The sequence below is a fragment of the Bradyrhizobium sp. th-b2 genome (genome assembly GCF_000426785.1).
GTDB lineage: Bacteria > Pseudomonadota > Alphaproteobacteria > Rhizobiales > Xanthobacteraceae > Bradyrhizobium > Bradyrhizobium septentrionale.
Window position 1 is genome coordinate 105396 of sequence record NZ_AUGA01000005.1, and the last position, 11787, is coordinate 117182.

Annotated in this window: 12 protein-coding genes; 3 read left to right on the forward strand and 9 right to left on the reverse strand. The window is 65.0% G+C overall.

What is annotated here, in order from left to right:
• Positions 1 to 185: 185 nt before the first annotated feature.
• Positions 186 to 413 carry a DUF2093 domain-containing protein gene (locus tag K359_RS0109990; protein ID WP_029079217.1) on the forward strand — a complete coding sequence of 76 codons (228 nt, stop codon included), beginning with the start codon at positions 186 to 188 and terminating at the stop codon, positions 411 to 413.
• A gap of 14 nt (positions 414 to 427) precedes the next feature.
• On the opposite strand, the gene lpxK is transcribed toward K359_RS0109990, so the two are convergent.
• The 6 genes from lpxK to K359_RS0110020 all read right to left on the reverse strand — a co-directional run bounded on the left by lpxK (position 428) and on the right by K359_RS0110020 (position 6009).
• A complete protein-coding gene (gene lpxK / locus K359_RS0109995) occupies positions 428 to 1438 on the reverse strand; it encodes a tetraacyldisaccharide 4'-kinase (RefSeq protein WP_029079218.1) in 1011 nt (336 codons plus the stop codon).
• Positions 1431 to 2765 carry a 3-deoxy-D-manno-octulosonic acid transferase gene (locus K359_RS0110000; protein WP_035976398.1) on the reverse strand — a complete coding sequence of 445 codons (1335 nt, stop codon included), beginning with the start codon at positions 2763 to 2765 and terminating at the stop codon, positions 1431 to 1433. The genes lpxK and K359_RS0110000 overlap by 8 nt, the downstream gene beginning before the upstream one ends.
• Positions 2728 to 3441: a lysophospholipid acyltransferase family protein gene (locus K359_RS0110005; protein ID WP_029079220.1), complete on the reverse strand. Its 714-nt coding sequence runs from the start codon at positions 3439 to 3441 to the stop codon at positions 2728 to 2730. Before K359_RS0110005 ends, K359_RS0110000 begins: the two co-directional genes overlap by 38 nt.
• A complete protein-coding gene (locus K359_RS0110010; protein ID WP_029079221.1) occupies positions 3438 to 3686 on the reverse strand; it encodes a DUF4170 domain-containing protein in 249 nt (82 codons plus the stop codon). Before K359_RS0110010 ends, K359_RS0110005 begins: the two co-directional genes overlap by 4 nt.
• A 132-nt stretch (positions 3687 to 3818) precedes the next feature.
• Complete coding sequence (locus tag K359_RS0110015; RefSeq protein ID WP_029079222.1) at positions 3819 to 4628, reverse strand: 3'(2'),5'-bisphosphate nucleotidase CysQ; 810 nt, start codon at positions 4626 to 4628, stop codon at positions 3819 to 3821.
• Positions 4615 to 6009, reverse strand: a complete 1395-nt coding sequence (locus K359_RS0110020) for a TldD/PmbA family protein (RefSeq protein ID WP_029079223.1) — start codon at positions 6007 to 6009, stop codon at positions 4615 to 4617. The genes K359_RS0110015 and K359_RS0110020 overlap by 14 nt, the downstream gene beginning before the upstream one ends.
• 275 nt (positions 6010 to 6284) lie before the next feature.
• Between K359_RS0110020 and K359_RS0110025 the strand changes: the two genes are divergently transcribed.
• The gene (locus K359_RS0110025) at positions 6285 to 6809 is read left to right on the forward strand and encodes a DUF6101 family protein (protein WP_029079224.1); all 525 of its coding nucleotides are present in this window, start codon (positions 6285 to 6287) and stop codon (positions 6807 to 6809) included.
• 222 nt (positions 6810 to 7031) lie between these two features.
• On the opposite strand, the gene K359_RS51580 is transcribed toward K359_RS0110025, so the two are convergent.
• The 3 genes from K359_RS51580 to K359_RS0110040 all read right to left on the reverse strand — a co-directional run bounded on the left by K359_RS51580 (position 7032) and on the right by K359_RS0110040 (position 10284).
• Positions 7032 to 8405 (reverse strand): serine hydrolase, encoded by a 1374-nt coding sequence (locus K359_RS51580; protein ID WP_165126282.1) that lies wholly within the window; start codon positions 8403 to 8405, stop codon positions 7032 to 7034.
• 183 nt (positions 8406 to 8588) lie between these two features.
• Positions 8589 to 9521 (reverse strand): 4-hydroxybenzoate octaprenyltransferase, encoded by a 933-nt coding sequence (gene ubiA, locus K359_RS0110035; RefSeq protein WP_029079225.1) that lies wholly within the window; start codon positions 9519 to 9521, stop codon positions 8589 to 8591.
• 25 nt (positions 9522 to 9546) lie between these two features.
• Positions 9547 to 10284: a hypothetical protein gene (locus K359_RS0110040; RefSeq protein ID WP_029079226.1), complete on the reverse strand. Its 738-nt coding sequence runs from the start codon at positions 10282 to 10284 to the stop codon at positions 9547 to 9549.
• A gap of 507 nt (positions 10285 to 10791) precedes the next feature.
• Between K359_RS0110040 and K359_RS0110045 the strand changes: the two genes are divergently transcribed.
• A complete protein-coding gene (locus K359_RS0110045) occupies positions 10792 to 11544 on the forward strand; it encodes a 16S rRNA (uracil(1498)-N(3))-methyltransferase (RefSeq protein ID WP_029079227.1) in 753 nt (250 codons plus the stop codon).
• The last annotated feature ends 243 nt before the right edge of the window (positions 11545 to 11787 follow it).

Below are 11787 nucleotides of genomic sequence, written 5' to 3' on the forward strand. Positions count from 1 at the left end.
CGATCCGGCCGGCTCGTCATGGCGCTGCAAACGCGGCGAACCACACGTACAACGCTACCATGCGCTTCCGCCGCCAAATCATCACAAGTCGGTGGTTTAACGGGCGGACATGACCCCCTATCTGTGATAGACGGCTTCATGAATATCCAGGAGGCCTCGTCAGAGGCAAGGCGGAGAGCTCAATCGTGCTGAACAAGTTCGGTCCCTCGGGCCATGGCGAAGCGCAGGTGCAATATCTTGACGGCGATTTCCGCGTGATCTCGCCCGGCACCTTCGTCCGTTGTGCGATCACCGATGTCCGGATTCCGCTCGACGAGCTGAAGTACTGGAGCGTCGACCTGCAGGAGGCCTATGCCACCCCGACCGCCGTGCTGCAGCGCCACCATCCCGGCGTGCTCAAGTCGCAGGCCTAAGCTCGAGGCCAGGTTCACTTGCGCAGCCTCCGGTCCCGCGCCTTGAATAGCTGATCGGTCACCAGACGCCGCAGCGCGCCGGCGTCGGCGAATTGCAGCGTCACCGCGAACGGCACGATCGTCTTCGCCGCGTTGGTGCCGCGCAAGCGCGCGAAATCCTTCTCCGTCGTCACCAGCGTCAGGCCATTGTCTCGCCCGTCTGCGGCGAGCTGCTCGATCTCGTCCCTGGTGAAGGCATGGTGATCAGCGAAAGCCCTGCTGCGCACGACATCGACGCCGCTTGAGCGCAGCGAATTGAAGAAGCGCGCGGGATCGCCGATGCCGGCAAAGGCGAGCGCACGCGTGCCGCTCAGCGCCGCCAGCGAAGCCGCGTCCGGCGTCAGATGCGCCGACAGCACGGGCTTGCCGCGGGAGGCGATCTCGGCCGCGATGTCCTGCGCCGCACGCCCCTCCCCGACCACGATCAGCGCGTCGGTCCGCTCCAGCTGCGGCGGCAGCGGCGCGCGCAACGGTCCGGCCGGAATGACGCGGCCGTTGCCGATGCCGCGCGTGCCGTCGATCACGATCAGGCAGCAATCCTTCGCGACCGACGGGTTCTGGAAGCCGTCGTCCATCAGGATCACGGTTGCGTTCTGCGCCCGCGCCAGCGCCAAGCCGGCGGCGCGATCGCGCGACACCACGACCGGCAAGGTCTTTGCCATCATCAGGGGCTCGTCGCCGACATCTACCGCCGTATGGCTGTCGGAATCGACCTTGATCGGGCCGGCAAGCCTGCCGCCATAACCGCGGCTGAGCACCACCGGCCGTTCGTCGAGCTCGCGCAGCAATTTAGCCAGCGCCAGCACCGTCGGCGTCTTGCCGGCGCCGCCGACATGGTAGTTGCCGACGCAAAATACGGGGATGCCGGCGTCGATGCCGGCGCGCTGCATGCGCCGCGCGGCCACCGCGCCGTACAGCGCGGCAAGCGGTCTCAACAGTTGCGATATCCAGGACGACGGCCGGTGCCAAAAGGCCGGCTCATGCATTGGCGGCTCCCATCTCGAGCCGCAACTGCAACAGATAGGGCTCGAGAGCAGTCACCGTGCGCTCCAGCGCACCACCGAGTTGTTCGACGACGCGCTCGGAGGCCACGAGCGACGCGTCGCGGGCCGCGGGATCGGCGAGGAACTGGCCAAGCTGCTTGACCAGCGCGTCGCGATCGTCGGCGCGCCGCGCGCCGCCGGCACGATCGAGCGCGTCATAGACGTCGGTGAAATTGAAGACGTGCGGACCGTGCACGATCGCAGCGCCGAGCTTGATCGCCTCGATCGGATTCTGGCCGCCATGCGCGACCAGCGAGCCGCCCATGAACACGATCGGCGCCAGCCGGTAGAACAGGCCGAGCTCGCCCATCGTGTCGGCGACGTAGATGTCGGTGGTCGCAACCGGCAGATCTTCATGCGAACGCATGCCGGGGCGCAGGCCCGCCTCCGTCACCAGCCGCGCCACCGCCTCGCCGCGCGCAGCATGCCGCGGCACGATCACCGTCAGCAGCCCGGGGAAGAATCCGGCCAGCGATTTGTGCGCCTCGATCAGGATTTCTTCCTCGCCGGGATGGGTCGATGCGGCGACCACGATCGGGCGGCCGCGCGTCACCGACATCAGCCGCTCCAGCTTGGCGGGATCGGCCGGCGGCGCCGCGACGTCGAGCTTGAGGTTGCCGGTGACGACGACGTTCGGGCTGCCGAGCGCGGCAAAACGCTCGGCGTCGGTGTTCGACTGCGCGAGGCAGATGTCGAACCGTCCGAGCAGCGCCCCGATGGTGTTGGAGACCCGGCGCCAGCGCGGGAACGAGCGCTGCGACATCCGCCCGTTGATCAAGACCATCGGCAGCCGCCGCGCCGCGCACGACAGGATCAGGTTCGGCCACAGATCGGACTCGATGAACAGCGCCAGCGACGGATGCCAGTGATCGAGGAAGCGCGTGACATAGCGCGGCGAGTCATACGGCACGTATTGGTGGATCACATCGGGCGGAAAGCGCTTGGCCACGATCGCGGCCGAGGTCACCGTGCCCGAGGTCAGCAGGATGCGCAAATTGAGCGCGCGCAACCGCTCGATCAGCCCTGCCGCCGCCAGCACCTCGCCGACGCTGGCGCCGTGGATCCACACCAGCGGCCCCTGCGGCCTGACATCGGCGCTCATGCCGCGCCGTTCGCCGACGCGTTCGGGATCTTCCTTGCCGAGCTTGAGCCGCCGCTTGATCAGGGCAGGCGCGAGCGGCACCATCGCGGACGACAGCTTGCGGTACACACGCAACGTCATCGGTAGCGAGCTAGCCAAGCGTTGCCTCCGGCCGCCCGACAGCTGCATAGGCGCGTCGGGTCGCTTCGTTGAGAAGGTTCTCCACGTGCTGCCGAAGCTTTTCCATCGTCGCGGCATCGGCATCGGGCGGCACATAGACCGGCTCAATACCTACCACTGCGCCGCGCCCGAATGGCAAATTGATGGTGGTCGAATCCCAGTTTTTCAACCGGATGAATCGGCTGGTGACCATCGCAAAGGGGATGATCGGCCGGCCGCTCTCCCGCGCCAGCATGATGGCGCCGAGACCGGCCACCCGCGCCCGCTTCGGCACGTCGGCCGTGGTCGCCATGTTGCAGCCGTCTTCCAGCGTCCGAACCATCTCCAGGAAAGCGCCGACGCCGCCCTTGCGATGGAACGCGCCGGAATGGTCGCCGGAACCTCTGATCGTGCCGATCCCGAGCCGCTCCACCGCCAGCGCGTTGAACTCGCCGTCGCGGTGGCGGGAGATCAGCACCTTGGCGCGGTAGCTCTCCTTGGTCTTGATGAACGGCGTCATGAAGTGCTGGCCGTGCCAGAACACGAAGATCGCCGGCATCAAGGGCTCGACGATCCCATACACGTCAGGAGGCTGGTAGCTGAAGCGGTTGGTGTGCCAGACCAGCCGCAGATACTCGGCCGCAAGCACACCCAGCACGCGCTGCACGAAGCCGCTGCGCAGCAGATCGCGAAGTAGTCGTTTCAATGGGAGTGCTTTGCGTCCTGCTCAGGATCGAGCAACCGGTGGAGGTGAACGACGAAATAGCGCATCTGGGCGTTGTCCACGGTCTGCTGCGCCTTCGCCTTCCAGGCCGCATGCGCGGTCGCATAGTTCGGATAGACGCCGACGATCTCGACTTCGTCCAGGTTCTTGAAGGTGTTGTGCTCGAGATCGGTCAACTCGCCGCCGATGACGAGGTGGAGCAGCTGCGGCTGGGCATTGTCTGACATGATGGTTTTTCCTAACGAGATGCCCGGCAAAGTCGTGGTCGTCACAAGTCTGGTCGTCACAGGTCTGTCGTAACAAGTCGGTCGTAACGTCTGGTCGTCGCAATCGGAGGAACGGCGCGGATCGGCGGGGTCTCACGGCAATGGACGGTTGCGAAAATGCTCGACAATGCGTGCATGACGTTCGCGTCCTGCTGCCACCAGCACCCCATGCGTCACCTCCCGGCGATTGTACTCAATCGCTTCCCCCGAGAGCGCGGTCATCTTACCATCCGCCTCCTGCACGATCAAATTCGCGGCGGCAAGATCCCAGTCGCGGCTTTGCCCGCCCGCAAAGGCGGCGTCAAGTCGACCTTGTGCTACACGGCACAGCCGGAGCGCCAGCGATCCGATCCGCGGAAACAGCGTGATCTCGTCCGACGTCGGGCTGAGCCGCTGCACCAGCGGCTTCGGTCCGGCCATACGGGGAAAATCGAATTCAGTGCCTGCGGTTGCATGGACGCCGCTGTCGTTCAGCGTCGCGCCCTGCCCGCGGGCGGCAAAGAAGAATTCCTCGCTCACCGGCGCATACACCGCCGCGAGCACCGGAGCTGCATTTTCGACCAGCGCCACACTGACGCACCAGTCCTCGCGGCCGGCGAGGTAGGCCCGGGTGCCGTCGATCGGATCGACGATCCAGGTGAAGCGCTTGCCGAGCCGGGCCGTGTTGTCGGCGCTTTCCTCCGACAGCCAGCCATAGGCTGGCGTTGCCGAACGCAGCTGCTGCCCCAGCAGGTCATTGACCGCGATGTCGGCCTCGGAGACCGGCGAGGACGCGCCCTTGGTCCAGTTCTTCAATTCGGTGCGGAACAGCGACAGCGCGAGCCGGCCGGCCTCCTGCACCGAGCGGGTCAGCAAGGCGGCATCGCGCGCCTTGGTCCAGTCGTCCGTATCAGCGTCCGCCAAGCGTCAGGCCCTCGATGCGCAGCGTCGGTGAATTGACGCCGTAGCGGAATTCCAGATCGTTGGCGGCGACCAGCGACTTGAACATCGGCAGCAGATGGCCGGCGATGGTCACTTCGCTGACCGGATAGGTGATCTCGCCGTTCTCGATCCAGAAGCCGGACGCGCCGCGGCTGTAATCGCCGGTCACGCCGTTGACCCCGGAACCGATCAGGTCGGTGACGTAGAAGCCCTGCTTGATGTCGGAGATCAGCTGCTTCGGCGTCACCGCACCGGGCTCGAGATGCAGATTATAGGTGCCGGGCGACGGCGAAGACGACACGCCGCGATGCGCATGCCCCGTCGTGACCAGGCCGAGCTCGCGCGCGGTCGCCGAGTCCAGCACCCAGGTCGTCAGCACGCCCTCGTCGATCAGCGCCGTTCGCTTCACCTTGACGCCTTCGGCATCGAAGGTCTGCGAGCGCAGGCCGCGTACGCGCAGGGGATCGTCGATGATGCGGATATCTTTGGAGAACAGCTGCTCGCCGAGCTTGTCCTTCAGGAAGCTGGTCTTGCGCGCGATCGAGGCGCCATTGATGGCGCCGACGACATGCCCGACGATCGAACCGGCAACCCGCGGATCGAACACCACGGGCACCTTGCAGGTCTCGACCTTGCGCGGGTTCGACCGTGCCACTGCGCGCTCGCCGGCCTTGCGGCCGACGGAAGCGGGTGAATCGAGATCGGACCCATGCGGCGCGCTGGTGAAATCATAGTCGCGCTCCATGCCGGTGCCCTCACCGGAAATCGCGGTCGTCGAGATGCCGTGGCTGGAGCGCAGATAGGAGCCGTGAAAGCCGGTCGACGTCACCAGCACCATGCCGCCGATCCCGGTCGAGGCCGATGCCCCGCCGGACTTGCTGACGCCCTTGACCGCGAGCGCTGCAGCCTCCGCCTCGATGGCGCGCTGCTCGAGCTCGGCCGTGGTCGGGACCTTGCGATCGAGCAGATCAAGATCGGGGAAATCATGCGCGTGGAGCGCCGGATCGGCCAGACCGACATATTTGTCGTCGGGCGCCACGCGCGCCATCGCCACCGCACGCTCGGCAAGCTTTGCGATCCCGTCGCCGCTTATATCGTTGGTCGACACCACCGCCTGGCGCTGGCCGACGAACACCCTTAAGCCCACGTCGTCGCCTTCGGAGCGCTCGGTTTCCTCGACCCGGCCGTCGCGCACCTCGACCCCCTGCGAGACGCCGCGCACCGCGATCGCATCGGCCGCGTCTGCGCCGGCGCGCCTCGCGGCCTCGACCAGACGCTGCGCGAGGTCGGTGAGGCCGGATTGGTCGAACAGATCGGAGGAATCGCCGTGTCGCGACGACGATGCAGATGGTGAAGGGTTCACGAACGAATTCCTGCGGATTGAGGGGAGGCCCGGAACGAGGTCGACAGACCCACCAGATGTGCAGGATTCACAGGGATTTCAAGCACTTTGCACCGCCGGGCAACAAAGATTTGAGTGATCGGCGCAAGGCTTCGTCAATCATGCGGGCCAACCTCTTGTCAATCATGGCGGCAGGTGAGGATGGGTTAACCAGGCTTTTTAAGCCGAAACGGCCATCGCTCGGCTAGGCTCTCACACATCGACCGGGAACATAATCCCGGCGGGGAGATAAGGCTTTGAGGCGTCAAACACCAACAAGCGGAATCAATTCCGCCGGGTCGAGCTGCGCATTGCGGCTCGACCCTCTTTCCCTTCCGCTCTCTTTCCACGCGCAGGATGCGCGCGCGGATGGCGGCACGCGGCAGGTCGAGCTTCATCGCGAACATGTCGTGCTGCGCCGCGCCGTTCTCGGCATGCGGATGGCTGTCAATGTTCGCGTCAGCGATTTTCTCGGCGTCGCGGTGCGCGGCATCGACGACGCGCAGATGCTGGTGCTGGTTCACCGCGATCCCGCGCTCTCCATTCCGCTCGGCACCAGTTCGGATGACGAGGAGATCACGTCCGCCTGGCAGATGTGGAGCGACATCTTCCGTCTCCCGCAACTGACCGAGCCGGCGCCGCGCCAGCCGGCCCCGCGCCGCCGTCGCCGCAACGCGATCCGCGCCCGCCGCCCAAAATTCCTGGTCCGCCGCCGCGCCGGTGTCCAGCTCAACGAAGCCAGCGTGCACCGCGACGAGCGCGAGATCATCGCGCGGGATTAGGTCGTTTCGCCGCCTTCCACGCTCTCACCTCTTTCGTCGTCCTGGCGAAAGCCAGGACCCATAACCACCGCATTCGGTGATGAACGGGATCGCGGCCCGAGCGTCGCGCAACAATGGAGATTTGGGGTAATGGGTCCTGGCCTTCGCCAGGACGACATCGAATGCGTTGCGCGATTTGTGAGTCATGCTTCCGCGTTCTCGCGACATGAATTGTCCGAGTCCTCATTCGCTCCCCGGTCGCTCGGACGAGCTCAATTTTCGGGCTGCATGGTCGCCGTTCTGGTGCAGGACAAGTCCGTTCACCTCGCCCCCCGGATCGCGCGTGAAACTAGCACTGGCTCTTACGGACCTGGCGAAGAACTCGTTGGGCGCGGAAGGAAAAATCGGGATCGGACCTTGTCCGGTCTCCTGGACGAGAAGCTGGTCGTTGGTGCGGAATATCTTTAGCAGAAGGCGGTCGCCAACCTTGTAGGTTCCCACATATTCATCAAGCGATGCATTGGGCAGGACAATCGCTTGATAGGCGGGCAACAGTTTGGCGTCGGGGTCGAGCGCGCCGAAACCCAGATCGTCGAGGTAAGCATCCGTATTGCTGAGCACGACAACGCCGCGCCGCCCATCGGCCGTAAAACCGATATAGCTTCGGTACCCTTCGGTCTCGCCGTTGTGCCAGATGGTTCCCTTGCGGGTCGTCATCCAGGCCAGGCCGATGCGCATGGTTTTGGTCATGTCGCTGCGCGGCTGTTGCGCAAGCTTCATCGCCTCGGCTAATGGCGACTGATCGACGCCCATATTGACCCTCAGATAGCGTAGCATGTCATTGGCGGTGGAATGGATCGCGCCGGCCCCCGCCAAGGCATCCATGTGCCAGTTCTTCGCTACGTCGCCTCTGTTGTTGTGACCGAGAGCGAGACGCGCTCGCATGGCGTCGCTAAAGACCGCGCCGCTCGACGACATCCCGAGCGGCTTAAGAATCCCTTGGTCGATCAAGGCGCCGTAAGCCATGCGTTCCGATTGCGCCAGCGCGAAGCCCAGCAATCCGAAACCCAGATTGGAGTATTCGTAAGTCGCGCCCGGATCGCGCGGCAGTTGGTATCCCGCCAGAAACGCCTTCAGCTTCGCCGCATCATAGCCGGCATAGGGATCGCCTGCGTCCTTGGGCTGCAAATTGGAAGGCACGCGCGGCAGGGCGGAGTGCTGGGTGCCGAGTTCACCGAGAGTAATCTCCATGCCGCCCCGTGACGGAACTTGGAAATCCGGCAAAAGCTGCGCCACCGGCGTATCGAGCGTCACGCGCCCCGCAAGCACGGACTGCGCCAGCAGCGTAGCCGTGAAGGTCTTCGTGATCGAACCGATTTCATAAACAGTGTCCCCATCCGGCGCTTTGCCGTCATCGAGCTTGCCGAAGGCAATAACCTCGCTCTTGTCGCCGTCCACCACGCCGAAAACCAGCGTCTGATAGGTTCCGGTCGCGATTCGATCCCGGACAGCCATTTCCACGCGCTCGGGTAACGGTCCAGCGCTCACTGACGCGCTTGCCAGGATGCATGCTCCAAAAAACAACGCAGCCTTGCGACGGTTCAGCGATGAAAGCAAAGCCCTCTCCTGCTGTTGGGACATTATTGATTCAGCACTCTTCGAGCCTCCGCAGGGCAAGGTACCATCTTCGCCGAGGTCCGAAGATGACACGTCGACATTTGCTGCCGCTGGACAAAAGTGGCCATGATCGAAGCGAAGAGGACACGACCGGAATTTATGAGTACCGGCCCCAGGAATTCATCACCCCGCGCGCATCACCGCATCGACGACAAGGCTCGTGAACAGGATGAAGCCGGCGTCGCGGTTGGACTTGAAGATGCGCAGGCAGAGCGCGGGATCGCTGGTGTCGAGCCGGCGGACCTGCCAGGCGAGATGCAGCGCAAATGCCGCAAGGCCGATCCAGGCCGGCCAGCGTGCGCCCGCGAGCGCGAACGCCACGCCGATCAGCAGCACGGCGAGACCATAGAAGATCACCAGCGCGCGGTGGGTGCGTGCGCCGAACAGGCGCGCGGTGGATTTGACGCCGATCAGCGCGTCATCCTCGGCGTCCTGATGGGCGTAGATGGTGTCGTAGGCGATCACCCAGGCGATCGATCCGGCATAGAGCGCAATCGCCGTTGCATCGATGCGTTCGAGCGTCACCGCAAATCCCATCAGCGCGCCGTAGGAGAAGGCGAGGCCGAGCACGACCTGCGGCCACCAGGTGATCCGCTTCATGAACGGGTAGATCGCGACGATCAGAAGCGAAGCGATGCCGGTCATCACCGCAAAGCGGTTGAACTGCAGCAGCACCGCAAGCCCGATCAGCGCCTGCAGCACCATGAAGACCACAGCCTGCGTCACCGTCACCTGCCCGGCCGGGATCGGCCGCGACCGCGTGCGCTCGACCTTGGCATCGAGATCGCGATCGGTGATGTCGTTCCAGGTGCAGCCCGCGCCGCGCATCACGAAGGCACCGATGAAGAACAGCAGCACCGCGAGCGGCAAGGAGCGGACATCACGCGCGACGCCGGCGGCGAGCGCCGCCGACCACCAGCACGGCATCAATAGCAGCCAGGAGCCGATCGGCCGGTCGTAGCGCGCAAGCCGCAGATAGGGCCGCGACCAGACCGGCGCATGGGTGTCCACCCAGTTGCCTGTGGAGTCGGCAACGCGGGCGGAGACGTCACTCATGAGCGGTCGATCATCGGGCGGTCTCTTATCGGGTGAGGACGTTGCCGTTCAGCGTATCGAAGGTGCTGCCGCCCTTCTTGGTCGGGGTCGCTTCCGGCAGCGCGGCGGACGAACCCAGCACGTCGCTCAGCGACGGCCCCGCGGGGCCGCGCGGCTGCGCCGCCGCCTGCTCTGCGACATTGCAGACCTTCTTCAGCAGCGCTTCCGTGTTCTTGTGGCCGTCCTTGAGCTGGTTGGCGATCTGCGGCGGAATTCCGCACTTGGCCGCGTTGCCGTCGACATATTTGATCATCTTGACCTCGGCCTGGCTATAATTGCCGATCAGCTTGCAGGCCTCCTGCGGGCTGGCGTGGCGATCGCTCGCGGCCTTGATCGCCTTGCCGCGCTTCTCCGCTTCCTCACGCAGCGGAACGAAATTCTTCATGCAGGCCTCGCCTGCGCCGCCTGACGCCTCGCTCGGCGGGGGCGGCGGCGAGGACAACCCACCACCGGCGATGGGGGCCGCACCATTGCTCGGGAACGCCGACGGCGCCGCGCCGGCCCTGGCTGCCGGCGCGCCATTGACCGGCGGGAATGCGGAATCCGAGGGGGTTGCGGCCTGGCTTGGACGCATACCACTTACCGGCGGAAACGCCGGATCAGAGGCGGTGCCGGCCTTGCCGGCCTGATTGGGCAGCGGGGCCGGAAAAGCGCTCTGGGCAGCGGCCTGGCCCGCGGACAGGGCGGTCGCGGCAACGGTCAGCACGATCAGGCGGCGGATCATCGAGGGTGTCTCTCCGGCAAAAGGTCCAGGCAACCCCAGCGCAACAAAACGAAGCAACCAATTTGGGGGCGTTTTACGATTCCTGTGGCGCCTTAACAACCCGTCGATTTGGGCGACAGCGCGGCGTAGGGCCACACCGGCCACATTAAATTGTTCCTCGTTTATAAGCCTTTAGGCCACGAACGGCGGTAAAACCGGACCATCAAATATACCTGATCCCGATTTTCGGTCATGCCACAGTCTGGATTTGCGGCCCCACGCCGCGCAGGGGTGACTGAAAAGCAAAAGAGGCCGCGTGCAAGCGACCCCTTGGGTCTGAGAACTTTGGACTTAACAACTTAACCAATGACTTGGTGACAGAAGCAATACATCGACAGGCCCTTACTACGCTGGTCGGCGAATTCCTGACGAGTCCGCGGGACTACGGTATTGCTCAGATTGGTAAATTTGCCACGGAGCAATAAGGCCGCCTTGCCTTTTGGGCTAAAGCGCGGTCCGGAATAGAACATGCCTGAACTCGATTTTCGCAGCCCCCGCCTGTTTGTCGATGCGCCGCTTGGCGCCGGCGCGACCGTCGCGCTCGAACGCGACCAGAGCAACTATCTCGGCAATGTGCTGCGGCTTGGCGCCGGCGACAGCGTGCTGGTTTTCAACGGCCGCGACGGCGAATGGCGCGCCGAGATTGGTGGCCGCAAGCGCCCCGACACGCTCGCGATCATCACGCAGACCCGCGCGCAGGACCGCCTGCCCGACGTCGCTTATGTGTTCGCACCGCTGAAGCATGCGCGGCTCGACTACATGGTGCAGAAGGCGGTCGAGATGGGCGCGGCGCGGCTGGTTCCGGTGCTGACCCGCTTCACCCAGGTGTCGCGGGTCAATGGCGAGCGGATGCGCGCCAATGTGGTCGAGGCCGCCGAGCAGTGTGGGATCATCTCGCTCGCCGAGGTCGCCGATCCGCTCCCGCTGGAACGCTTCTTGGCGGGGCGCGACCAGGCGCGCCTGCTGGTGTTCTGCGACGAGGCCGCCGAGGTCGCGAACCCGGTGCAGGCGCTGCAGGCCGCAAAGGCTGCGAAGGCCGGGATCGATGTGCTGATCGGCCCGGAAGGCGGCTTCGCCGAGGAGGAGCGCACCCTGCTGCTGCGCCAGCCCAACATCCTCCGCCTCGCGCTCGGCCCGCGCATCCTGCGCGCCGACACGGCTGCCGTCGCCGCACTGGCCCTGGTGCAGGCGGCGCTGGGGGATTGGGGGGCGAACTCGTAGCCAAGAAGGGACTGCGCCCCCTCTCCCGCTTGCGGGGGAGGGTTGGGGTGGGGGTCTCGCCGCAACGAGATTCTTTGAGTGGAGAGAGCCCCCACCTGGATTGCATCTCCGATGCAATCCGACCTCCCCCGCAAGCGGGAGAGGTGGACCGCCCGTGCCGCAGCGCGTAGCCAGGATGAAGGAAAACATCTTTCCCTAGCCAAGCCGTCGCAAAATCGTTAACGAACCCAATCATTAAGCCAC

Excerpts from the sequence above, each read along its gene's own strand:
- lpxK (WP_029079218.1), bottom strand. The coding sequence starts at position 1,438 with ATGCATGAGCCGGCCTTTTGGCACCGGCCGTCGTCCTGGATATCGCAA.
- K359_RS0110000 (WP_035976398.1), bottom strand. The coding sequence starts at position 2,765 with ATGCAGCTGTCGGGCGGCCGGAGGCAACGCTTGGCTAGCTCGCTACCG.
- K359_RS0110010 (WP_029079221.1), bottom strand. The coding sequence starts at position 3,686 with ATGTCAGACAATGCCCAGCCGCAGCTGCTCCACCTCGTCATCGGCGGC.
- ubiA (WP_029079225.1), bottom strand. The coding sequence starts at position 9,521 with ATGAGTGACGTCTCCGCCCGCGTTGCCGACTCCACAGGCAACTGGGTG.
- K359_RS0110040 (WP_029079226.1), bottom strand. The coding sequence starts at position 10,284 with ATGATCCGCCGCCTGATCGTGCTGACCGTTGCCGCGACCGCCCTGTCC.
- K359_RS0110045 (WP_029079227.1), top strand. The coding sequence starts at position 10,792 with ATGCCTGAACTCGATTTTCGCAGCCCCCGCCTGTTTGTCGATGCGCCG.